This is a genomic window from Richelia intracellularis HH01 (assembly GCF_000350105.1).
Taxonomy (GTDB): Bacteria; Cyanobacteriota; Cyanobacteriia; order Cyanobacteriales; family Nostocaceae; genus Richelia; species Richelia intracellularis.
This window is the reverse complement of sequence record NZ_CAIY01000044.1, coordinates 357,240-383,331: the sequence shown is the minus strand read 5'-3', so window position 1 is coordinate 383,331 and position 26,092 is coordinate 357,240. Positions and strand designations below refer to the sequence as shown.

General features: G+C 33.5%; 12 protein-coding genes, 2 tRNA genes and 4 pseudogenes. 13 read left to right on the top strand and 5 right to left on the bottom strand.

Annotation, left to right across the window (positions count from 1 at the left end):
* Positions 1-945: 945 nt before the first annotated feature.
* Positions 946-1,628: pseudogene (locus RINTHH_RS11705) on the top strand (RibD family protein).
* 1,006 nt (positions 1,629-2,634) lie between these two features.
* Entirely contained in the window at positions 2,635-3,750 is a 1,116-nt protein-coding gene (locus RINTHH_RS06100) for a quinone-dependent dihydroorotate dehydrogenase (protein ID WP_008234245.1), read from the top strand.
* A 96-nt stretch (positions 3,751-3,846) separates the two neighbouring features.
* Here the strand turns inward: RINTHH_RS06100 and RINTHH_RS06095 are convergent, their stop codons facing one another.
* The gene (locus RINTHH_RS06095; protein ID WP_044304742.1) at positions 3,847-4,581 is read right to left on the bottom strand and encodes a hypothetical protein; all 735 of its coding nucleotides are present in this window, start codon (positions 4,579-4,581) and stop codon (positions 3,847-3,849) included.
* Between the two features lie 251 nt (positions 4,582-4,832).
* Here RINTHH_RS06095 and cbiB point away from each other — a divergent pair, with 251 nt between their 5' ends.
* From cbiB to RINTHH_RS06080, 3 genes and pseudogenes are all read left to right on the top strand, one after another.
* The gene (gene cbiB / locus RINTHH_RS06090; protein WP_008234241.1) at positions 4,833-5,885 is read left to right on the top strand and encodes an adenosylcobinamide-phosphate synthase CbiB; all 1,053 of its coding nucleotides are present in this window, start codon (positions 4,833-4,835) and stop codon (positions 5,883-5,885) included.
* 187 nt (positions 5,886-6,072) lie between these two features.
* Positions 6,073-6,621: a bifunctional pyr operon transcriptional regulator/uracil phosphoribosyltransferase PyrR gene (pyrR, locus tag RINTHH_RS06085; RefSeq protein WP_008234237.1), complete on the top strand. Its 549-nt coding sequence runs from the start codon at positions 6,073-6,075 to the stop codon at positions 6,619-6,621.
* A gap of 425 nt (positions 6,622-7,046) precedes the next feature.
* Positions 7,047-7,690: pseudogene (locus RINTHH_RS06080) on the top strand (DUF3318 domain-containing protein).
* Positions 7,691-7,900: 210 nt separating this feature from the next.
* Here RINTHH_RS06080 and RINTHH_RS06070 read toward each other — a convergent pair.
* Positions 7,901-8,704 carry a 7-carboxy-7-deazaguanine synthase QueE gene (locus RINTHH_RS06070; RefSeq protein ID WP_008234233.1) on the bottom strand — a complete coding sequence of 268 codons (804 nt, stop codon included), beginning with the start codon at positions 8,702-8,704 and terminating at the stop codon, positions 7,901-7,903.
* A 208-nt stretch (positions 8,705-8,912) separates the two neighbouring features.
* On the opposite strand from RINTHH_RS06070, the gene RINTHH_RS06065 reads away from it, so the two are divergent.
* From RINTHH_RS06065 to atpC, 3 genes are all read left to right on the top strand, one after another.
* Positions 8,913-9,911, top strand: coding sequence for a sugar transferase (locus tag RINTHH_RS06065; RefSeq protein ID WP_008234232.1), 999 nt, complete (start codon positions 8,913-8,915; stop codon positions 9,909-9,911).
* 772 nt (positions 9,912-10,683) lie between these two features.
* Complete coding sequence (gene atpD, locus RINTHH_RS06060; protein ID WP_008234231.1) at positions 10,684-12,135, top strand: F0F1 ATP synthase subunit beta; 1,452 nt, start codon at positions 10,684-10,686, stop codon at positions 12,133-12,135.
* A gap of 119 nt (positions 12,136-12,254) precedes the next feature.
* On the top strand, positions 12,255-12,668 hold the full coding sequence (atpC, locus tag RINTHH_RS06055) for an ATP synthase F1 subunit epsilon (RefSeq protein ID WP_044304739.1): 414 nt from the start codon (positions 12,255-12,257) through the stop codon (positions 12,666-12,668).
* Between the two features lie 125 nt (positions 12,669-12,793).
* Here the strand turns inward: atpC and RINTHH_RS06050 are convergent, their stop codons facing one another.
* A complete protein-coding gene (locus RINTHH_RS06050; RefSeq protein ID WP_008234229.1) occupies positions 12,794-13,384 on the bottom strand; it encodes a thioredoxin family protein in 591 nt (196 codons plus the stop codon).
* Between the two features lie 712 nt (positions 13,385-14,096).
* Here RINTHH_RS06050 and RINTHH_RS11700 point away from each other — a divergent pair.
* From RINTHH_RS11700 to RINTHH_RS06030, 4 genes and pseudogenes are all read left to right on the top strand, one after another.
* Positions 14,097-15,603 (top strand): annotated as a pseudogene (locus RINTHH_RS11700) (hypothetical protein); the annotation flags it as partial.
* A gap of 2,863 nt (positions 15,604-18,466) precedes the next feature.
* Complete coding sequence (psaC, locus tag RINTHH_RS06040; RefSeq protein ID WP_008229102.1) at positions 18,467-18,712, top strand: photosystem I iron-sulfur center protein PsaC; 246 nt, start codon at positions 18,467-18,469, stop codon at positions 18,710-18,712.
* 739 nt (positions 18,713-19,451) lie between these two features.
* A pseudogene (glmS, locus tag RINTHH_RS06035) lies at positions 19,452-21,352 on the top strand (glutamine--fructose-6-phosphate transaminase (isomerizing)).
* Between the two features lie 1,566 nt (positions 21,353-22,918).
* Positions 22,919-23,959 carry an AI-2E family transporter gene (locus tag RINTHH_RS06030; protein WP_008234211.1) on the top strand — a complete coding sequence of 347 codons (1,041 nt, stop codon included), beginning with the start codon at positions 22,919-22,921 and terminating at the stop codon, positions 23,957-23,959.
* 1,001 nt (positions 23,960-24,960) lie between these two features.
* Here RINTHH_RS06030 and RINTHH_RS06025 read toward each other — a convergent pair.
* Positions 24,961-25,032, bottom strand: a tRNA-Thr gene (locus RINTHH_RS06025).
* 74 nt (positions 25,033-25,106) lie between these two features.
* A tRNA-Tyr gene (locus tag RINTHH_RS06020) sits at positions 25,107-25,189 on the bottom strand.
* A gap of 159 nt (positions 25,190-25,348) precedes the next feature.
* Here RINTHH_RS06020 and tsaA point away from each other — a divergent pair.
* Positions 25,349-25,912: a tRNA (N6-threonylcarbamoyladenosine(37)-N6)-methyltransferase TrmO gene (gene tsaA, locus RINTHH_RS06015; protein WP_008234209.1), complete on the top strand. Its 564-nt coding sequence runs from the start codon at positions 25,349-25,351 to the stop codon at positions 25,910-25,912.
* Positions 25,913-26,092 lie beyond the last annotated feature (180 nt).

Genomic DNA, 26,092 nt, shown 5'->3' with positions numbered 1-26,092 from the left:
CAATATTGTAATGCCAATGGCCATCTCATAAGATTATACGTAATATATTGACATTTAATAATAGCTATTAAAAAAAACTTTAGAGATAAATTTGGCACTATAATTGATCAAAATCTATAAAAAATATTTTTATCATTTTAAGTATAATTTGCTGCCTTACTATATTAATAAACTATATATTGAGATGGTAGTTTAGTAAAATAAATTATTTTTTCTGGGTTATTTTATCCATTCCTTATAACTGGATCTATAGCAATATTCTCATTTGAAAATTTCTGCTAAATAAATTCAATGATAAATAAAAAGTAGATTTATCTCTAAAAAATAATAGTTATTAAATTACTGTTGATTATATAAATATGTTCAAGCTATAAATAGCGAATATTAACTGCCTACCTACCACCTCGAGAGTTCAATTATTTTTTCGATTGCTATAGATGAAAATATTTACGGTATTATTATTTTTTTGATAATTTTTATGCTGGTTAAAAAATGTCCACTTATAAAGCTTACCCCTTATCTTTAAAAGTTGCTGCTAACTTTAGCCTTACACTATTCCTGCAATAAGGATTAATTATGCATGCTATAATAATTAGCTCTATCAATAATAAATGTATAAATTTGAGTATATTTTTTGAATCTATATTCTTATATAATAACTATGGACACGACTTCAAAATTAGTATTTTATCCTAGTAAAAATCAAGCTATATCAAAACCTATATACAGTGAATTATATTGTTGTATCTTTCTTTTAGAAACTGGAATAACTTGTTTTAGTTGTCACCAAATAAGTTATTTATGAATATTTAAAGGTTTCTATAATTACAATTTTGTAATTAAAATATGATTATTGATACTAAAAATAGTGATAATCTTGTAGAGGTATCCATAATTTTCGGAACATAGATTTATTATCCAAAAACAAAGATTTTATATAACTTCATGCTTAATCGTCCCTATATAACAGCAGTTTTAGCAATGAGTGTAGATGGGAAAATAGCGGACACCATGCGTGCACCAGCTAGATTCACTTCTAGGGTTGATAAGATGCATTTGGAGGAACAAATTGCTGCTACTGATGCTGTCTTGTTTGGTGCTGGAACACTTCGGGCTTATGGTACAACATTAACTATATCTCACCCACAATTACTGCATCAAAGGAGAGAAAGAGGTAAACCACCACAACCAATTCATATGGTGGTTTCAAATTTAGCTCAAATAGATCCGAACATTCGTTTTTTTACCAGTCAATTCCTCGATGGTTGCTAACTTCATCCTTAGGTGCACAAGCTTGGAAAGTATCTCATGGAAAATTTGAGAAAATTTTGGTGTTAGAAACTTTTATGGGTAGGACTAAGCTTATCCAAGCATTAAAGTATTTAACTAATATCGGAATATCCAAGTTAGTAGTTTTAGGAGGAGGAAATCTAATTGGTGAAATGATGGAATTAGATTTGATTGATGAATTCTGGCTTACAGTGTGTCCACTAGTATTAGGTGGAAAAGATGCCCCCACTCCTGTTGAGGGCAAAGGGTTTTTATCTAAAAAAGCACCACATTTAGAACTACTAACAGTACATCAAGTTGAACATGATGTATTTTTACATTACCGTGTCAAGCATTGAACAAGTGTTGTACTTCATGAGATTGTGGATTCTATTAAACAATTGATTGTGGTTGGAGAATTTAGAAAAATCATTGATTCTAATTATAAGAAAACAGATAAAGTTGAGGGAATTTTATAAATTATGCAGTCAAAAACTCCCTGATAAAAACTATGGATTATACCAACTGATTAGAGTCATCATAATATGGCTTTTATCACCAGTCGTATCTGTACAAATTCTTACTTTCAATAATATTTTGAGTTACATTGAAAAACCTATATGCCGTTTGTTCATAACAACCATACTCTGGCATACATCAACATAATTCTAGAGTGGTTCAAAAACCTTGGTTGTGTAATCCTCTGAAATAATCCTTAACATAACTGAACTTAGGAATAATATTACTTTTAGTTATTACTATTTAGTTTCAACCTAAGTGTATATACATATTTGGTATGGACTTTAAAATAACTTTACAGATAAATAGCATTACATAATTTTATACAGATACCTAACTTGTTTCCCAATATATCTGACAGATTAGTAGTAAGATAGGAGAGATAAAGCAGACAAAAGGTTTATGTAAAAGGTAGTAATGCAGGTTAGTCTTATTCCCTGAATTATTAATAGGACAACACTAACCTGACAGAAAATATTGTATATTGAGCGAGATCAAGAGAATTAGTCAATTTATATTGGGTATTTTCTTTCTATCTTCATGATAATAAGGATTATAGAATTTGAGAAGACTTCTTTTAATCCGGGCCAGTATTTGTTTTTTTATCAAAGATTATCAATACCAAATGGTAAAAGAGTAGATAGTAATATTCAAGTGATGTTATTGTATGAAAGTAGAGTCTCTAATTGCTGGGTTTACTATAGTTAGGATAGTTCCGCACTTAGGATCTCTGTTTAAGAATAACAGTAATTGTTTATTAAGTTTAACTATAATATTTTCTTCCAAATTTATAGCTAAACACCTAATAGGTAATAACTAAAGACAAGTCAACAATGGCTGAAATTAGTGGACATTTATCAATCTATACTTCGTCCTTTACTCTTCAACTTGCTGGAGGTAGATCCAGAATCTCTACATCAGCATACAATTCATACTTTAAACTGTTGGGAAAAAAACAAGTATTTGAATGCAAAAATAAGGCATTACTTGTGTTTTAGCAACAGTCGTTTGGGACAAAAATTATGGGGACTGAATTTTCTAAACCCATTGGGTTTGGCTGCTGGATTTGATAAGGATGCTGCCGTAAGTAATGTTTGGTCCAGTTTAGGTTTTGGTTTTGCGGAGATGGGGACTGTGACTTATTATCCACAATCGGGAAATCCACGCCCCCGTTTATTTCGTTTACCGATGGATAATGCGGCCCTTAATCGTATGGGCTTTAATAACAGTGGTGCTGAAGTTATGGCCAAGCGATTAACAGCCCAAAGACAAAAATGTCCTTCTATTATACCTATCGGTATTAATCTTGGTAAATCCAAGGTAACAGCATTATTAGAATCAACTACAGATTATGTTCGAAGCTTCCGCCTACTCAAAGACTTGGGAGATTATTTTGTGGTTAATATATCCTCTCCTAATACTCCTGGATTAAGATCATTACAAAATACAAACATGTTGAGACCCATACTTGCAGGATTACAGGAAGAAAACAGTGCATATAAACCAATACTTATTAAGATTGCTCCAGACTTAGAATGGGAAGAAATCTCTAATATCATCGATTTAGTGCAAATTTACCAATTGGCAGGTATTATTGCTACAAATACAACCATTAAGCGTGAGGGTTTAACAAGAAATATCATTAGTGCAACAGGGAATTTTCCTGACCAGGAAGCCGGCGGCATAAGCGGTGCCCCATTACGTGACCGATCAACAGAAATTATTCGCTTTATTTGGCAACAAACCAAAGGAAAAGTACCCATAATTGGTGTTGGTGGTGTTTTTAATACCGACCATGCCTGGGAAAAAATAACAGCCGGTGCAACTCTCATACAAATTTATACAGGTTGGGTTTATGAGGGACCCTTTATAGTCAGTCGCATTTTGCAGGGTTTAGTAAACAAGTTAGATCAACATGGACTTCATTCTATATCCGATGCCATAGGATACCAATCAATATAGATTATTATTTATGAATTCTAGCAATGGCTAATAACGGTGAATTTTTCTATGGGTCTCATCTGTTGATTTAACTTGTAATGCTTCATAAAGCCTCCATTAATTTATTTCTTCTTCCTCCGGAAAAAATTCTTTTGTTTCTGGGGAATATACCCAACTCATACCATCAGGATCTCTATTTCGAGTCCACTCAGAAAAATCAGGGTCATTACGGTGTTTATAAATTGTACTTGAGTAAACATTAAGTCTTTTAGCTAGCTCTGATTGAATTAGAGAGCCAAAAAGCAAATTTTCCTCTAGAGTCAATTTAGGTTCTTTTTCTTGGGGAGTCTGTTTTAGCTCTAATTGTATTTCCTCTAACTCTTTTGTCTCCTCAATAATAGGAGCTGACAAAATAGCAGCTGGAACTTTTTCAGTATCTGATTCTATATCTGTGTTGGGTTCACTATTATCAAAAATACTACTTAGGGCTATTGTATTTAAAAAGTAATAAATTTGATTGCCATCATTTGATTTCGATGGTGTCACACCAAATTCTTCAGCTTTAGTATCGAGGTAGCGTTTTGCCAAATTTCCGGGAAAATTACACCTTGCTGCTAAGTCTATAGGGGTAATTTTCCCCTGGTTCTCATAGACAATTTGCCCAAATAAAGGGTTTACCTTCTGGCACCATGATTCCCATTGATAACGTTGCCAAACTTTGATACCCAAAACTAAAAGTATCATTGCTACCCAAATACGCCATGTTGCTACAAGAAAAACAATCAAAAATGAGACCGGCAAAAGTAGAACAAGATAACCTTTGCCATATTCTTCTATCATTTTGTCACTCATACCTATTTTTTGCCAAAGGTTTTGTTTTTGGAAGATATTAAACCATATTGGCAAAAAGTGCGTCGTTTATTTGTATTTTTTGGCAAAATATACACAATCATGATCAATTATTCAGAATAAAAATAAGTATAAATCCTATTTAGAAGTGCTTTTACCCTAAAAAACTATTTTCCGTTACACAATAAAATCTGGAAAATAAATTTAATTAATAGTGAATAATTATTAAGAGGATAGATTAAAATGTACATTGATTGTCTGTAAAGAGAGGAAAAGAGATAATAATTTTTATATCTTTATTTACCACTCTGGCTTTTAAATTCTATCCATACAAAATTCAAGTGATTGGTTACACTGTAATCATTTTTGCTGCAATCTTAGATTATTTTATTGGTGATCCCATATATCTCCTTCACCCAGTACAAGTAATTGGATGGGTTATTTCTTATTTTGCAAAACTTGCAAACACATTTTATCATGACCCTATTAGTCAGCGTCTAGCAGGGGTTGTACTTAGTATTATTGTTGTAATTGGAAGTGGTATTGTCCCTCAAGTCATAATCCATACAACTGAATCTGTAAATTTGTTCCTGGGAATAGGATTGCAAGTAGTTATTTTATCTAGCTGCTTTGCCGGTAGAAGTTTGAGAAATGCAGCTATAGAAGTTCTAAAACCTTTAGAAAAAGGTGACTTGTCTACAGCTCGCTATATTCTAAGAAATTATGTGGGAAGAGACACAGAAAATTTAACTAAAACAGGAATTTTACGGGCTACATTAGAAACTGTTACGGAAAATGCAACAGATGGTGTAATAGCTCCTTTATTATATGCAATTCTAGGGGCAATTATTCCAGGAGTTGAACCTGTAACTTTAGCCATGGCATATAAAGCAAGTAGTACCTTAGACTCAATGATTGGGTACTTACATGAACCTTATACTCATTTAGGATGGTTTAGTGCCAATTTAGAAGATAGATTAACTTGGTTACCCTGTCGCCTAAACATTTTAACTCTAAGCATAATTGCACGTAAACCTATGGCAGTTTGGCAAATCTGCTGTCGAGATGCAAAAAAAGACCCAAGTCCTAATTCCGGCTGGAGTGAATGTGGTTATGCATCAATTTTAGGAGTACAGGTGGGGGGCATAAATTGGTACAACGGAACAGCTAAATATAAGCCACTACTAGGAGATCCAACACATCCCATCACGACAAAATCTATTTACCAAGCTCTAGACTTAACTAGATACAGTTTTTTTGTTTGGCTGGGAATATCCAGCTTATTATTAGTTTTTGGAAAAATATAAGTATAGAGATAAATATATAAATGCATTATTTCCTATTTTGGGTTCGTAACAATTAAAAACCCGCAATATTTTTTATTAGGTTTTTTCTAGAAGTCATTGAATTTCTGGCAGCTTTCTTCTGTTGCTGCAATATTCCTGTAAATCGCATATAATTTTTTGTTTAACACCATCTCACACTCATTAGTCTATGAATAATTTAACTAAAGTAGTTGAGATTTCCTCACCAGAAGAAATTAAATACTTCATTACTCATCTTTCCTCCCAAATTATTGAACAGACAAGAGGTTTATCCCAATTGGTGTTAATTGGTATTTATACCAGAGGTGTACCTTTAGCTGAATTATTGGCAGGGCAAATTGAGATATTAGAAGGTAAGTCAGTACTTGTTGGAGCTTTGGATATCACATTCTATCGAGATGATTTAAACCTAATTGGATTGCGCACGCCTGCAAAAACTGACATTCCTTTTGACCTCACCGGCAAAACTGTCATATTGGTAGATGATGTAATTTTTAAAGGAAGAACTATTCGTGCAGCTTTAAATGCAGTTACCGAGTATGGTAGGCCAAAAGTAATTCGTTTAGCTGTTTTAGTAGATAGGGGACATAGGGAAGTTCCAATCCATCCAGACTTTATTGGTAAAAAACTAACGACAGCAAAGGAAGAGATTGTCAGGGTTTATTTGCAGGACATAGATGGGAAAGATGGAGTGGAATTAATTGCAGTTGGAAATTAAATTATTCCTAAATAATTTACTTTCCAACTATCTTAGATTTTATTTATTTTTTATGTTTTGTATAATGTTCACTTGCAAATATCATAAGCTATATTTTTGATTATGGGTTTTGTACACTCTTGAACAGAATTGTAGTTGTATAGCAGTTGGTATTTGGGTTAATCTCTTTGCAGAAGCTCATAACTTTCTAGCAGGAAGATATTTAGCTCCTTATATTTCATAACTTGATACATAAGTTTCATAAATTGCTGATCCCAGGAAATTACAGAAGTCTGGAAAGAAGGTAGTAGTAAACAAATAAATGCAGATTAATTTATTGAGTCAGTAGTCTTAATTTTATCCTTTAATACTTATCCCTAATTCAGCTATACTCCACTCCAAGATGATACGCTCACTATAATGGTGAGTTTTTTGGCCTGGACATTATGACATCTTATACAACCTCTTCTGCCAAGGCAGAAATGAGTGAACTCCGACGACTCAAAGGTTTATTACCCTCAGAACTACAAAGTTGGGTAACAATAGAAATTGCATTAGAGGCAAACCCACCTCTAATTCGCTGTGAAGAAATTAGCCGAGAGCAAGTAGAAATTCAAATTGATTTAGCAAAGTGGGATAATTTGGCCATAGATCAGCGAAATTTGCTTTTCTGGCATGAAATAGCACGTATTCAAAATGATACTATTCCTAAAGATGGTTGGGAAATGGCAGCATTGGCAATTGGCCTGGGTGGTGCTGTAGGAGAGTTTTGGGTACAGGATGGGTTATTACTTGTACTGGCTTTAGGATTATGTGGTATTTCTGGGTGGCGACTATATCAAAAAAAAGCGGTGAGAAGATTATCAAAGAATTAACAGAAGCTGATGAGAAGGCTATCGCTCTTGCTCAACGTTTTGGTTATAGTCTTCCCAATGCTTATAAAAGCCTTGGTAGTGCTCTCAAAACTCTAATAGATAAGACTCCTAGCAAAAGACAAAGGACAAAATATGAGGCCCGTCTATCTGCCCTTAAACGCAGTGCTAATAAGGCAAAAGGAAGATCAAATCATAGGAATGAGGAGGCGTATTAAATTTTAACTTTTAGATTTCAGTTGTATCCAAATAAGTGATTTTGGATTGTAAATGGCTAATTGAGAGAAGCAATACTTTCCAAAATCTCAGGTTTATAATAATTAATGAAAATAATTTTTCTACTTGATACAGGCACCTTCCCTTCTAATCTTCTCTTAGAAATTTACCTCATGTTAAGGGTCACCAATAGTTCTCACACATGCCATTTTTTAAAGCTGATTTAATATTTTGTGGGTCTGTGGTAACACACGAACTTCTTTAACAAATTCTTTCATCAAAACCTGCCACATTAAAATTTGTTTAGGAGAAGGCGAAGATATTAAATTATGGTTGATTGAACCAGTAGGAGTATCCAAAGGAGTTACTGGCTGCAAAAAGATAGGAGAACCAGGATTTACATTTCTTACTATCTCTCCTGCAATTTTTAAATCCATTAATTCTGTATTTTTGGAAACAATTATTTTTACAAAAACTTCTAACTTTGATTCATAGCAAAGTTTGAGGAACTCCTTGTGTGCCTGCCAGTGATTTTCACCGCTAACACTTGGTAACTTAATATCCATGCCCACTAAATCCAAGTGAGGTATTAATTGTGCCAGCTGTTGTGGGCGATGTCCACCTGTTTCTAAGTATACAGGAAGTTTTGTTAAGTCACGTACTTGTGGCAAAAACTTTATTAGGAAAAGGGTATGTATCAGAGTTTCACCCCCTGTGAGGCTAATACTGTCATGTATAAAAGGCTTATTCTGCTGTTGTACCCATGTCAGTAGTTTTTCTGGGGTAACAGGATTCAAATGATTTTGAAAGTCACGTAACCCAGGTGTATTTTCTATTCTGCATATTTCCGGCATCTTCCAAGTATTAGAACTATCACAAAAGTGACAGCGCAGATCACATAGAGCAAAGCGAATAAAAATTTGTCGTGTCCCAACATTTAATCCTTCCCCTTGAATACCAGAAAAGACCTCTATTAGGTGAGCACTATGTTCTTGATTAATATTTCGTATATTCATCTAATGATATTAGTAACTGGACACATGCCATATTGGCACAATTATTAAAAGGTCCAACTTATTAATTCTATTGTTAACATTTCAGGTGGTGCTTTCAAAGTGAAGTATGTAAAGTGCTACTGATATTTTTTAGCCAGTAATTATTCAGTAATCATTGAGAACACTTTTTCTCTAAAGACTAAACCTTATTTTCATACTAAAAAATTTTATGGTTAATTCATCCATCCAAGCAGATTTTCCGGTTGATTTTTTACAGGATATAGTTATTATAAGGGTACCAGCCAGATTAAGTATCCTAGAAGCTGTAGCTTTTAAACATATTTGTCAAGATTTAACTCAAGAAGAAATACGACCCAGGGAGATAATTATTGATTTCCAAAACACGATTTTTATTGATAGTAGTGGTCTGGGTGCATTAGTGAGTAATTTTAAAATCACTCAAGAAAAGGGAATTGCATTTAGTCTGAATAACGTCAATTCGAAGGTAATGGCCATTTTAAACTTGACAGAGTTAGATCGAGTATTTGACATTAAAACTGCAGTTAATATCAAAACTACCCCACATCATCAATTGTTGGAAGAGCAGCTACCGACAACACATCCTTCCATTCGCTCCTGGATGAAAAGATTAATTGATATTTTCGGTTCTGTTGTAGGTTTAGTGATTACAAGTATCTTGTTTATACCGATTGCTTTAGCAATTACCATTGACAATCCTGGACCTGTATTTTTTCATCAGACCCGATATGGTTGGATGGGTAAACGCTTTAGGATATGGAAATTCCGTTCAATGTACCTAGGTGCAGAGGCAAAAAAGTCTCAAGTTAACAACCAGGTACAAGGAGCATTCTTCAAGAATGATAATGATCCAAGAATTACTAAAGTTGGTCACTTTATACGTCGTACTAGTTTGGATGAGTTACCCCAATTTTGGAATGTTCTCAAAGGTGATATGAGTTTAGTGGGAACCAGGCCTCCTACTCCTGATGAGGTAGAAAAGTATGAAGTTCCAGAATGGCAACGCTTCGATGTAAAACCTGGAATGACTGGTGAATGGCAAGTGAGTGGTCGTTCTACCGTACGTAGTTTTGAAGATGTAATTCGTTTGGATTTACAATATCAAAAAAATTGGAGCTTATTGCACGATTTGCATCTGATTCTCAAAACTGTAATTATTTTATTTAATAAAAACAGCGGTGCCATGTAGGAAATAGGTAACATATAATTATCATGGGGTAAAAATATCGAAATATTATTATCCAATCCTTAACAATAATTAAAGTTAAGAATTCATGGCGACTAATGGAATAATAGGTATTACAGTAACTCGATTATTTGAAATCACTCAAGTAATAAGTGTCACAATACAAACAACAATTTCCTCAAACTCTTGTTATAATTGGATTGCGTGTTCGAAATAGTTTGTTTGAATACTGATTTGTTCAGGCTTAACAGACAAACACTCCTTAGATATCTCATCAAGTCTCATTGTCTATTCCCATATGGATTTGGTATTTGCCTTTTAAGACCTAATTATCCTTGCTAAAGTCATGTTAAACCACACAATTTAGTCCAACCCCAAGTAATTACTAGTGTCTTTGGGGATCTACCAATCAGCAATCTTAGAATCTGTTCATTCTTCATCCTTGAAGTTTGGTTTATTCGCATAGTATTGTTGATTGTGGTTTTTGGACTGAAAAAGGTTTATTTAAAGGTTTTTTTAGCCGGAAGAAAATTTTTTAACATTTTATTTACCCCTAGAGTAAATAAAATGAATATCATAACATTGCTTTTTCTTACTCCGGTAATTGCCATGGCATGTTAATCTATTCCCTAAATCATTTTATTTCGGATTAAGAATCAATAATATTATGCCGAATGTCGGGGTCGTTCAGTGCTAACCTTGAAAGTAGAACTCCTTAAGTTCATGTCTTCATTGACCCCATCTGAAATACAGCTCTCAAATCAATAGGCTCAGCATGGTCACCACAGCAGAAAAAACAAACATTGGTTACATAACCCAAATTATTGGTCCAGTTATAGATGTCAAATTTGCTAATGGCAAAATGCCACCAATCTATAACGCTTTAACTGTTAAAGGTACAAACGAGGCTGGTCAAGAACTTTCGGTTACTTGTGAGGTACAGCAGCTGCTAGGTGATAATCAAGTGCGTGCTGTTGCCATGAGTTCCACCGATGGCTTGGTACGTGGAATGGGTGCAGTTGATACTGGTGCTCCTATCAGTGTGCCTGTAGGGAAAGCAACCCTAGGGCGCATTTTTAATGTTCTGGGTGAGCCAGTGGATAATAAAGGACCTGTAAATGCAGATGAAACCTTACCAATTCACCGCGAAGCTCCTACCTTAACAGACTTGGAAACTACTCCTTCTGTATTTGAAACGGGGATAAAAGTTGTTGATTTGCTAACCCCCTATCGACGTGGCGGTAAAATCGGCCTGTTTGGTGGTGCTGGTGTAGGTAAAACTGTGATCATGATGGAGTTGATTAATAATATTGCAACTCAACATGGTGGAGTATCTGTATTTGCTGGTGTAGGTGAACGGACCCGTGAGGGGAACGATCTTTACAATGAAATGATTGAATCTGGGGTTATCAATGCTGAAAACCTCAATGAATCAAAAATATCACTAGTATATGGCCAAATGAATGAACCACCTGGTGCAAGAATGCGAGTTGGTTTGTCAGGTTTGACTATGGCAGAATACTTCCGGGATGTAAATAAGCAAGATGTATTATTGTTTGTAGACAATATATTCCGGTTTGTTCAAGCCGGCTCTGAAGTATCAGCCCTGTTGGGACGGATGCCCTCTGCAGTAGGATATCAGCCCACCTTGGGTACTGATGTAGGTGCACTGCAAGAAAGGATTACTTCTACAAATGAAGGCTCTATTACCTCCATTCAAGCAGTGTATGTACCTGCAGATGACTTGACTGACCCCGCACCTGCTACTACTTTTGCCCATTTGGATGGAACAACTGTCCTATCGCGTGGTTTGGCCGCTAAAGGTATTTATCCTGCAGTAGATCCTCTTGATTCTACCTCTACTATGTTGCAACCAAGTATTGTGGGTGAAGAACACTATCAAATAGCTCGTTCTGTCCAGTCTACTTTGCAGCGTTATAAGGAGCTTCAAGACATTATTGCCATTCTTGGTTTAGATGAGTTATCTGAGGATGACCGTTTAACTGTGGCTCGTGCTCGTAAAATCGAGCGTTTCTTGTCTCAGCCATTCTTTGTTGCAGAGGTTTTTACTGGTTCTCCTGGTAAATATGTCAAACTTGAAGATACAATCAAGGGCTTCAAGATGATCTTATCTGGTGAGTTGGATGCTCTTCCAGAGCAGGCTTTTTACCTAGTTGGAGATATCAATGAAGCGATAGCCAAGGCTGAGAAGCTTAAAAAAAGTTAATCGGTGAATCTTAGGTAATAGGTAATGGGTAATAACAGTCATAAATTACCAATTACCCAATTACCAGGTCTTTGTCCTTGCAGTCATAATAGCCAGTTTCCAGCTAGTAATTACCTAAAATGACATTAACTGTTCGTATAATTTCCCCAGACAAAACAATTTGGGATGCCTCTGCAGAAGAAGTTATTCTCCCAAGTACTACGGGACAATTGGGAGTCCTTAGTGGGCATGCACCAATTTTGACTGCCTTAGACACGGGTGTAATGCGAGTGCGTACCGACAAAAATCAAAAGGGTTGGACTTCTATTGCTCTCATGGGTGGATTTGCAGAAGTAGAAGAAGATGAGGTAACTATTCTAGTAAATAGTGCAGAACGTGGTGATTCTATTGATTTGGAAGAAGCCCGTAGTGCTCTCAATGATGCGGAGACCCTTCTCAGTAGAGTCTCAGAAGGAGACCGTCAAGCACAACTCCAAGCAAAAAAATCCTTCAAACGTGCACGTGCACGATTTCAGGCTGCTACTATTGTTTAATTCCTGCTATTATTTAATTCCATACAGACTTAGGCACTACAAATATTTAGTGCCTTTTATTATTTTAATTGATGGTTGGATTTATAAGGTAATTTACTTTAAGACTGACATTGCTATACCCTAATTTATTTTATAATCTGACTACTGTGGCTGCGGGGATCATATTGGTTGTTCAATGGTACAACCGATGTGGAAAACTCAGAAAAATCTCCGTTGTTTTTAACATAGGGTAGAGAATCACCTTTCACAAGAGCCTGTAAGTTTCTTTCCATAATTGTATGGGGTTGGTTACCGACTGATTGTCCAATAGTTTCTCCTTTTTTGTCTAAAAATAAAAAATGAGGGATACCATCGACCCTGTACTTTAACATTTCTGGCAACCATTTGGTATTATCCACATTCAGCAGAACAAAGTTCACATTGCTTCCATATTTCCGTTTAAACTCAGCAATATCAGGAGCCATTTTTTGGCAAACTGTACACCAACCAGCATAAAATTCTACTATGGATGGTTTCATATTACTTACAGCAACTTCTAGGGGTATGGATTTACTATCTAATTCCATAAGGGATGTAGTACTAGTATTTGTCTTTAACCCTAAAAATAGTGATGCACTCAGGCTAATTGCAACCATAATAATTAAGAAATTCCTGATGCGTATTCCTCTATTGAAATCGGTTTTCACCGTATAATGATCATGTGGTTTTGTATTCATAAAGTACTTGTTAATCTTTTTAAGACAGTATTACCTTCAGTTTACCGAAATATGGGCGGCAAATTTTAAAGTGATATTTAAGTGATATTCAGAAGATAAAATATCCCTATGTTCTGGGCAGTTATTTAGTATGGAACGAAAAATTTAACTTTTGGATCTAAGGATAATATAGTAAATATGAAAACTTATTATAAATAATATGGATTTTTTTATTACGATGAATATCACAAATAAATAACATATAAAAATTAAAGACTTATATAAATAAGAGTTACTTAATGTCTAAACTATGATGTTAAAACATTTAGTCCAGAATCTAATTAACTATAATTTGCCGGCTTTTTGTTTTATTTTCCTACATATTCCTTTGTAGATAAATTTTGAGAATTGTATTAATCACTTAATCAAAGTTGAATTTTCAATTAACTTATATTGCTGTATTATCTATCAGGCTATGAGTTTTAGCTTTCATATTTTTATCTTGATAACTGAAGAGAATATATTTAGATACATAAACTTATTGTAAATAAAATGTTTCTATATGGGGTTTATTCTAATTATAAGTAGAATATATGTATATAGTTTTAGACATTGATTAATGTTAAGGATACAGTAGTTATTCATTATATACCAGGATTTATTTGCATAATTAATGTCTGGATAGTAATAGTGAAAGGCATTTACTGAAACTAGCAATTTTGAAGAAACTCTTATGATAGCAACAGTGCTATTTGCTAATCAGTCAAACCTAGAATTATTAACATCAGCATTCCTGGATATTTGTGGTTTAGAAAAAGAAGTTAATTTGGTAGTAAACCATAATCAAGCAATATTCTTAAGTAGAACTAGTATAAGGATGGAAGATGTTACTGCTGGATTTGCCTGTGCCTTCCATATGCACCAACCTGCCATATCTGCTGGTATTAGTGGGGGGATTATCGGCAATCTCCAATACATGTTTAATCAACCGAACGATTGAGATAACCATAATGCATCTCGATTTGCCTGGTATTACAGTCGTATAGGGGATGAAATCCCCCAACTAGTTTCTGAAGGTTGCAATTCCCGTATTATGTTGAACTATTCGGGAAATTTGTTATGGAGTTTGCAACAAATGGTATGTAATCATACTATATAATAAGCTAATAGACTAAAAAATATTACCTATAATTCCCGTTACCAGCCTTATGTTAAATAGCTAAGAGTAATGTGGAGTCATGCGGTAGTATCATCGACGACTATTCCTGATACAAAACTACACATTCAGGTGTGGCAGCATTGATCCAAATCAATGCTTGGTTATGATGCCCTAAAACGGATAAGAAGCTTTTCTCCACCAGAAATGCACTTACCCAACCACCCAGACACTTTATTTGAATATATTAAAGCTCTAAAAGAATGTGGTTATAAGTGGTTAATGGTACAAGAAAGAACATTCTGCAGAGAGGCTGGATAGTTCTAGTTTGTATTATGAGGATAAGTATATAGCAAATCATTTAGTTGCTCGTAATTCTCATGGTCAAATGATTAGCATCATAGCTTTAATTAAATTCCAAGGTTCTGATACTAAAATTAAAATTGTGGCGCAAATACAGTCCTATTTTGAGGCAAAAGGAAAAATTAGACAAACAATTAATACTATGACTTACTATACCTATTCGCGTTACCCAAATTGCCGGTGGTGAAAATCGCGGTGTAATGATGAACGAATATCCGCATGACTTAATTAAGGTTTACCATGAAATCCGTGATAGTGATTCCGTCGGGTTTGTAGCCTCAAATTATACCGAATATTTGGAATTAATTGAAGCAATGAGTGTTGCTACAGAGAAATATCTAACTTGTCAAGCCATACAGCAACACAAAATTTGGCATCTAGTTAATCCTAATGCGACAACGCCAACAGTAGTAGAAAATCTATTCAAGAATTAAAGGAGATTGACCCTCAGTTTCATATGGATGTTGCATCATGAACTAATGATTTGAGCTGGGTAAAAGGTTATAAGAATATTCTATAGCCAATAAATAAACTAATCGCCATTTTCCATAAAAAGTATGATCCCCTGGTAGAACAGGATATAAATGTTACCAAAAGCACCAACCATCAAGCAGCCTTACTATATACAGTATTACTGGAAACCAGTCGTTTCCAATATTTGGGACAAGGAATTTGGACTGATTATGCTCAGCAAATATACAATCGTGGTGAAGCTTCGATCAACTCATCATCTCGGAGTATAATTTTTACGCTTTCATTTTATTTTCAAAATTATTTCAGAAAATACATAAAAGTCGAGATCGCCATAGTAGCTGTTTTCATTTGCTTTCATAACAACATTGATTTTTGCTAAACTAATGCTCATATGAGCATAATTCTCCCTATATGAGATTTATTTTAGAACTGATTGAGATGGAGGTAAATAATTTATTAACTTTGCCCTTAATCTTAGATTAAAAAATATTAGAAAATCAGAATAAATAAAATATTAAATATCTACATTGAAGTAATGAGAATGAATACTAAATAATCATAATCTTTTTCAGTATAGTCTTTAATGTTTAGTTATTAACTCCCAGTGATATATATAAGTAATAATTACCTCTTATTCAAAGCTAAGATGCTTTTTGAACAGAATAGAAATGCTATTTAATCTCTAAAATAAATTATTTCATATCTTCTTAGGATTAAAATCCTAACAAATATTTTATTTAGTAAGGTTTTTTAATACAGTGCTTGCTTTAAATGGTACCAAAAATAAGCCCTAATAACCTTTATAATCTACTGGTAATTTACGAGTACAAGTATAATTACTTTGAGTCTTAAATATTCAATAGTTTACTATTAAAATTAGATACTACTATATTTATTAGGTAATGAATAAGTCTAAATGCTAAATACCCTAATTTATAAATTAATACATGAATTTGATAATTTAAATTTAGGTTAAAGAAGAAAGTTAAAAATTATTTTTCACGATGAAATATTCTTGGTATATACTTTCAATAGAAAGCAAACACTAAGCTTCACTCAATCATATTAGGACAACATTGCTATCTTAAACCCATGATCATAAATCTTTATACTCTTTCTTGCTCGATCACCTTTTAATTATCTTTACTCATATGCCTGTATTACTCCGACCAGCAAATAGCTTGATGTTTATATAAACCTGGGTATCAGAGTATAAATTAGTTGATATAGATTTGTTATCCAAGACAGTAAACCTAATTAAAGATGATTGGTAACCTAAATATTTAAAATGAGTATTAGTTATAACAAAGAAATATGAATTACCGAAAAAAGCTGACAATTAAACCAAAAATGATTATTTCATAATCTTGATTATACTTTTTTATTTTTTTACTCTAATTTATCAGTATAAGTACTAATTATAATTACTATATATAAATGATATTACGGTAAGGCTAACCTAAGCATAAATTGGCAATTTGGCAGGTTTTTAACTTTTGATACTAGTACTGTAGTTTTGGTGCAAGGGGTGTACTAAAAATTTCCCCGACTGATTAGTCGGGGATTTTACATATTCATAATACCGATATATTCAGAAGTAAATATTTTCATTCTAGCAATAAATTGAATCCCAATTTATGTACCTAAATTTACTAAAGAATTATCATAATATGATATCTATTGATTGCAAATTTATTATGATAGAAAAAGATATTATTTTAATTTATAAAAATAGTATTATAATAACTATATTCCTCACCTGATGTTTTTAAATTGGTATAGATTAAGAGTATAAAATTGTATATTCATAACCTAAATCTACGATTTAAAGTTAAAAGTATTATGTATAGTGTAAATATTCATGTCTAATCTTAGAAAATCAAAGAAAAAGCTCATATTTCATCATTAAGCATGATACTCCCAGCTTAGCTAGAAAACTCTCCTATATAATCTAATCTGTTTGACAGAGATAATCATTTTAATGATTCAATAAGATTTCATTATTATGTATTCCAAAATAATGATAGAAATTACATGAGCTTTAATAATTTCTAAGATTAATAATTATTTAGCTATAAATATAATAGGTATTACCTTAAGAATTCTTATAAAATAAGATAATTATTTGTGTTCTGATAAATTAGTGAAATTATCAAATGCCCTCAATAATTATTGGCTAATAAACTAAACCCAGTAAATTCAATTATAAGTTGAAAATCCGATATTCATCAGCAAAATATTTAATATTTTGAGATTTTTATAATAAGAATTAGTTTAGAATACTTTGACATATCAAGCTTAATAATTTCAAGCAAATTTCTGGGTTGCTCAAAATGTAAGCTTGTAAAATATTCTCATTCAACTTTAACTGCATAACTATCTGTTAGAACGGTAATATTATCACTATGATTAATTGATTCGCCATAACCACTTGATTCCAATAGACTCTAACTCAGCACAAAAAATAATATTTGTCTAATTCAACCAAGCAAAATTAGTATGAGAAAAAGAATAATAACCATTCCTTTACACGTTTAATAGGATAAGAAATTGCATATTTATAAGGATTAGACTTAGTTATATTTAATCTTATCTTTAAGCTTATTATTACTAGTGAGAGTATAATATTGCGTTAGCTAATTTATAGTTATTAGGGTTTTAATCTTATTTTACTAAATCATAAAAAGCTTAAAGCCTAATTTTTATAATTTATCCTGGTACTATCTACTGTCAATAGTATTATTTTGATGATGAAATAGAAAAAATAAATATAAATATTTCATAATCCTGCTTAGCCTCAATGTAAGCTATCCAAATTGCTGTATCTCAACTTGTATTGATTGCTAGTGAGTTTCTTTGTTTAAAGGATTAATATATTTGTAGTTTTAAACAGCTACAATACAAATTTTATTTAGGATGCATAAATTTTCTATATACTTCTCAAAATTTATGGAAATAATATGATATGATCACATTCTCTTCTTAATTAAGTTATTACGTTCTTTAAATTTATTTGGCCTTTTGCTTACGATAGCTATTTGACTAAGGTAAACTAAGCCTTGATTACTATCCCTTCGCAGAGAATAAAACTCGGAAAGGAGCTTTTGTTAATGTCTCATACCGTAAAAATTTACGATACCTGTATTGGTTGCACTCAATGCGTTCGTGCTTGTCCCACTGATGTATTGGAAATGGTACCCTGGGATGGCTGTAAGGCTGGACAGCTAGCAGCTTCCCCTCGTACGGAAGATTGTGTAGGATGCAAGCGGTGTGAAACTGCTTGCCCTACTGACTTCTTGAGTATTAGGGTTTACTTAGGTGCTGAAACAACTCGCAGTATGGGATTAGCCTATTAGGAGAATTTCTGGTTTTCTCTGACAGCTAATTTTTCACCGCGTTAATAGCAAGCACTTATGATCGTGTAAGTTAGGCATTATCCCAAACTCCCAGGAGTTTGGGATAATGCCTAACCTAATTACCCTAGGCTATTAAGCTGAGGTTATTATTTATTGAAATGATAAATAATAACCAGTAAAATTATATGACATAGTTATTAACTAAACTTCTCAATGAGATTACGTAAGAAATAAAATTATAAAAGCATTTGACTATTATATATTTATTTTCTCCCACATATCTTCTTGATTTAGGTAGAATAGAAATTCAGTAATTTGTACCTAATAATCCTATAAGATAAAATGCTCTTCAGAGTAATGGGAGTGGTTTTTGGAATGGTATTGATTGGGTATTGCGCTACAATATAATTTCCATATATAAGCCTGTACATCAAATAATTATGGTGTTTTGATATATTTTAACTTCCTATTTAATAACTTTAATAATACAGGAGAATAAGGGTTTAATTATTCTAGTAAAGGTCTTAAATATATACTCACAAAGACTTGACTACACAATATAGATAATTAGATGGGTTTAAACCAAACCCTAATTTATGTTCTAAGAAATCTAAATATTATGATTCAAGAAGTTTTTGACTAACTTAGGACCCTTTGTCTTATACACACATTATTACAGTGGGAACTATACTTGATAGAATACTAATTTTTCTTCAACGCTAAAGGAGTAGTGTCATAAATGTGCGGTATTATTGGCTATGTGGGCACTCAAGCAGCAACAGAAGTTTTATTATCTGGTCTGGAAAAATTGGAGTATAGGGGCTATGATTCTGCTGGTATTGCTACGATTTGGGAAGGAGAACTGAATTGTATTCGGGCAAAGGGTAAACTCCACAAATTACGCTCAAAAATAGAAAAATCAGAAAATCCATCACCTATAGGTATTGGGCACACTCGCTGGGCAACCCATGGTAAACCAGACGAGCATAATGCCCACCCTCATATGGATATGACAAAAAGAATTGCAGTTGTACAAAATGGGATTATTGAGAATTATCGAGAATTACGGGAACAATTAAAGGCTCAGGGAAATGAATTTATCTCGGAAACTGATACTGAAGTTGTGCCACATCTCATAGCTCAGTTTTTCAAGGAAGAAAATATCCTTGCAGGAGATGATAAAGGTTCTGATAATGTTCTGCTTGAGGCGGTTCTTAGAGCAACGAATAAGCTTCAAGGAGCATTTGCATTAGCAGTGATTTGTGCAGATTACCCATATGAATTGATTGCTATACGTCAACAAGCCCCTTTGGTAATTGGCTTTGGTCAGGGAGAATTTTTCTGTGCTTCAGATACCCCAGCTATTATTTCTCATACTCGTGCTGTTCTTCCCTTGGAAAATGGGGAAATAGCCAGACTAACTCCTCTAGGAGTGGAAGTATATAATTTTGCGGGTGCCAGACAACGTAAACAGCTTAAAATACTGAAATTTAGCCCCACAGTTGTTGAAAAGCAGGGATTCAAGCACTTCATGCTCAAGGAAATATATGAACAACCTCAGGTAGTAAGAGCTTGTTTAGATGCTTATTTTAATTCAGAAGAAAATAATAAAACTGTTTCCCCAATAAATCTTGATTTATCAGGGGACCTTTACAAAGACTTAGAGCAAATTCAAATAGTAGCCTGTGGTACTAGTTGGCATGCTGCTCTTGTTGGTAAATACTTAATTGAACAATTGTCAAATATCCCCACCCAAGTATATTATGCTTCTGAATTTCGCTATGCACCTGCACCTATGACTGCAAATACTCTAACAATTGGTGTTACACAATCCGGTGAAACTGCTGATACACTAGCAGCTCTTAGCATTGAGAAAGAACGCCGTCAGGGAAAAGGAATTAAGTACCAAGCCCGACTAATGGGTATTACTAATCGCCCCGAAAGTACTTTGGGCTATATGGTTCCCCATATAATTAATACATTAGCTGGGATAGAGATAGGTGTGGCTGCGACTAAAACTTTTACCGCTCAACTAATGGCATTTTACGCTTTAGCTTTGGACTTAGCTACCCGTCAGCAAACAATTCCTTTTAATAGGTTAGAAGAGATAATTGATAGTTTGCACAATATTCCTGGGGAAATTGAATCTTCCCTAGAAAACCAAAAAAATTAACTGAACACCTTGCCCATGATTTTGCAGAAACCCAAGATTTCATATTTTTGGGTAGAGGGATAAACTTCCCCATTGCTCTAGAAGGGGCGCTAAAATTAAAGGAAATCAGCTACATTCATGCTGAAGGTTATCCTGCAGGGGAGATGAAACATGGCCCCATAGCTTTATTAGATTCTAAGGTTCCAGTCGTTGTGATCGCAACTTCTGGTAATGTATACGAAAAGTTGATTTCTAATGCTCAGGAAGCAAAAGCAAGGAATTCACGGTTAATTGGGGTAACTTCTGTAAATTATGGTGAAGCAACAGATGTATTCGATGATATGATACCCGTAGCTGAGGCAGACGAATTGCTATCTCCCCTACTAACAGTAGTCCCTATGCAACTATTAGCTTATCATATTGCAGCCAGACGCGGTTTAGATGTTGACCAGCCAAGGAACTTAGCAAAATCTGTTACTGTTGAGTAGCATATAGCATATAGGTACCATCTAAATACAATAATTTGTATATGTAAGTCTTCATTCTTTTTTTCACTTTAACCATAAGAAATAGGTAAAAAGGTTGCTACTAAAACCATGGAATAGTTTTAATTCTATGTAATGGATACAAAATTATAAAGGGATGATATTTGTGTGGATTAGAACATAAAAATCTACTGGGTATTTTAAAGATATGAAAAAACTTCAGTTCTAAACTTATATAAACTTTGAATTGTAACAGGGCAATATATGCGTTAATGAATTGCATCTATAAACTGGTATTTAGTAAGGTGAGAATTACTCGTTCAGGTATATATTCGTTAATAAAATAAAAACTAGGCAGTGCGGCATTATAGTATATTAATTGAATAGTATTATTAACTAATGTTTATTGAAAACTCCAGAAATAGATACTCTTCTTGCTGATTATTTTCTATTTTGTGGTAGACAGAGCAGTCAAAGTCAACAAAAACAAGTGAACCGAGAAATTTAGAGTAGGTAAACCTCTATGGATACTTAAAAATCCTAAATAAAAAAGGATTATGATACTTTCTATAAATAAGCATGAGTATTTAATATGCTATCTGCAGCTATATAATTTTTGATTTATATATATGAGTTGGTATTTAAATTCGCATATTCATTATAAAAACTGACTAAATAATTTGAATAAATTAAAGCCCTTATTACCGTCCAAAAATAATTATCTCCTCATCGGTAAATTCAAAAAACTTGGTAATGAGTTTGTTTTCTATCTTCGAACTGTATACCTTTCAAGTCTCCGATTTAGGCAACTTGGATTATAATTGCCTACAGTTATCACTAAATTCCTATGCAGATGGTCAATTTAACATTGTCTATTAGCTATCAATTAAATTATTCACCTTTCCTCTTTAGGTTTATTTCCAGCAGATTATTACTTTAATGGTAAAGATTTATGAGATAAAGACTATTTCCCTACTTAAGGTAATATATTTACATTAAGGTAATGATATTAACTTTTTACTACAGTCTCACTATATATTTAGCATAACTTGCTTAAGGATTTAACTTAGAACTCTTGAGTTACTCAAAGCCAATAAAAATAAAGAATCAAACTTTTATTAATAATCCCCAATACGCTATAAAATTTGAAAATTCAGGTTTAATTTCCAAATACTTTTGAGCAAGTTTTTTATAAACCTAAAATTTAGTCTAAAGTCCAGTATTGTATAAACTAGGGTGGAATAAACCTTTGTGCTTCACTCTACTACAACTATAGTATTAACTTAATTTTATGGGAAATCAGTTTAGTTTTTTATTCAAGGTGCTTATTCTTTCTGTGGGATTTTCATTGATCATTAAGTATTTATGCCCGTTCTTGTCGATTCCTGCTACGTCTAGTAATGCTTTAATTATGGTTTTATCACCAACTATTGTACTAGGAACAGTTTTAATTTGGCGATTGCAGAGATAGGCAAAAATCTCTAATAAAATCGTATTAAGTTGAGTAGAATCAGCTAAATTAGCTGGATTAACGAAAGTGGGACTATACTATAAATTGGGGATTAGGGCGTGAGTCTGGATCAGTGGATTGGTTTAATAGTAATAGTTATTTCCCTGTACATTGTATGGCAAATAAAGGAAGTACTATTACTGATATTTGCAGCAGTTGTTTTAGCTACAACATTAAATAGACTATCAAGGTGTTTTCAACAATTTGGATTAAAGCGTGGTTTTTCTGTATTACTATCAGTCAGCATTTTTTTTGCTATTATCATTAGTTTCTTCTGGCTGGTAGTCCCACCATTTGCAGACCAGTTTCAAGAACTGACCAAGCAGTTCCCAGAGGGTTTAGAGCGTTTTGATACTTGGCTGGAAGATCTTAAGCTAAGAGTTCCCAGTGCACTTAGTCCCTACATTTCTGATATTAATAGTTTAATTCAACAAGCAGAGCCGTGGTTAAAGCGTGTTGCTGACAGTTCAGTGGCTTTTCTCTCTGGTTCTTTGGAAGTGCTTTTGAAAATCCTATTAGTAATAGTTCTAACAGGTATGTTCCTAGCCGAACCATTAGCATACCGGAAAGTATTTGTGCGTTTATTCCCTTCATTTTATCGACAGAGGGTAGATGGAATTCTAGACCTATGTGGGGTTTCCTTAGAAAGATGGGTTGCAGGAGCAATTATAGCAATGTTTGTAGTTGGGGGAATGAGTTTTGTTGGCTTATGGATACTGGGAGTCCCTGCAGCTCTAGCATTAGGGATATTAGCAGGAGTTTTGAACTTAATCCCCAATTTAGGTCCAACATTAAGTGCAATTCCAGCTATGGCAATAGCGTTTAGTCCAGATTCACCTTGGCGACTGCTTGTTGTATTAATACTTTACTTTATAATTCAGCAAATAGAAAGTAATTTCCTTACCCCTATTGTAATGGCACATCAAGTATCATTATTACCTGCTGTTACTCTCGTTTCTCAGTTATTTTTTGCTTATTTCCTGGGCTTTTCAGGTTTGTTTTTAGCACTACCCCTTACTGTTGTGGGCAGAATTTGGTTAGAAGAGGTCCTAGTAAAAGATGTTCTGGATGCATGGGTTGATAAATCTAAAGGAATGTAGAAACTAAGTGATTAATTTTTCAGGAAAAACTCAAAAACCCGAAAAAGAATAATTAAGGTATTTATAGAGGGAAAATATATTAATTAAATTAATTTTCGGAGTGAGAGCTATATTGAAAATATTTATTTATCAAAATAGAAAGTACTGATTTGATCTTTTCTTTTATTATTGTAGATGTTGAGATTTTATCCATTTCCTGAAGTGATGATGTGGAATTAATAATGTTCCTGTTCAACCTTAAATAGACGAAAATTATATTATGGACCCCGAAAATTAGTCAAGCTTAATTGCAGCCTCACAACTGTAACCAAATTAGTAGCTCCAACTACGTATAGAAATAAACATCATACGTAAAATCATTGTTGGCAAGAGCCAATATCCACTATCTTATTCTTTTGATAAAACATCTTTCTGAATACTTGTTAATATTAGGGTATTTGGGTTTACACAACTCTTCGAATCAGCTATTATTTCATTCATTTACTTGCGTTTATTAATGCCCTGATCAAGGTTTACAATTCAACAATTATTCATAAAAGTAACTATTGAATTGTTATTAAGTTCCTGGAGCTATTTATCTATTGTAAAAAGCTGCTAATATGATCCTAATATTTATCTCTTGTGATTTATTTTACTAATAATGATCTGTACTATTACTTGTAAACAATACGTAAATTCTATTCTTATATGATGTCCCTTACAATTAGCAGGATGTAAAGTCTAGTCATGAAATTAATCTTCAGATAAACTTTCTTATGATCTCTTTTAATCTAGATTAAAACCCAAGATAATTTGGGAATATATAAATAAAAAATAGCCTCATAAAATTTTCTGGGTAATAAAAATATAAAAAGAAGGAAAGTTAATTTTCATAATGATTCATAAGACTAAAGATAACTCAGCTAATCAACATAGGCTTTACACTTATAACCCTAATAATTAGGTAACAACCGTTCAGTTGCAACCCAAACTTGGTCAACATTCCCGAAAAATATAAATCAAGCCCATGATGAGATTCGAACTCATGACCTCACCCTTACCAAGGGTGTGCTCTACCCCTGAGCCACATGGGCAAACAACCAATAATAATCGCAAATTATAATTAGATAAAGTTAAAATTAAAATCTACGACTAGTTTCCATAAAGGTGGGCCGGACTGGATTTGAACCAGTGTAGGCGCTAGCCAACGGATTTACAGTCCGTCTCCATTAACCACTCGGACACCGACCCATGAAAATTTTAGCATTCACTAATGATAACATAAATGTTTTAAATGACAAGAAATCTGACGGATAAAAGTAAATCTAGGTTAAAAATAGTGAATACTTACTCATAAAGTTAGTAAACCAAACATAAGAACATCAATATTATCACTAGGCTTAATATCAAATGCCAAAGTTACCACCTAAAGACTATATTAAATCAGTTTCATTCTCAGATAAGGTTAGTTTATATCCCATTGGTATCATACATTCCCCTTATAAAGAGCGCCATGGAACACCGCGACAATCCCACTTGGGCACAGCACCCTCAGATTACCAACCTGTAATTGCTAGCATTGAGCTATTTGCTGATATTGTCCCAAAAAAGGCGCTAAAGGACATGGAGGGTTTTGAACATATTTGGGTAATTTCATGGCTACACCTCAACAAGCACTGGAATCCCACTGTTATACCCCCACGAGGGCCCCGAATTAGGAGGGGTACTCTAGCAACCCGTGCACCACATCGTCCTAATCCTATCGGTTTGAGTGCTTTGAAACTAATTAGGATAGAAGGTTTAGTTTTGTATGTTGAAGGAATTGATCTACTTGAGAATACACCTGTATTAGATATTAAGCCTTACGTTAGTTACTGCGATGCTTTCGTCAATAGTAAGTGTGGCTATGTCCATGATATAGAAAATTCACGGGACTTAGAGATTGATATTTTTGGTAGAAATAGACTTGGTTAGAAAAAATAAGAAGACAGATTGTAAAATGTGAAATAGAAAATATTTGGGATAGCTAAATACTATATGTGTAAATTTATAGATGTTTTTAAAGACTTTTCTAGTCTCATCTCATTTCAATTTTACTTTAAATAAACCCAGAATATTTACAACCGCGAGTTTTTGATGTCTTGATTCTTGAAC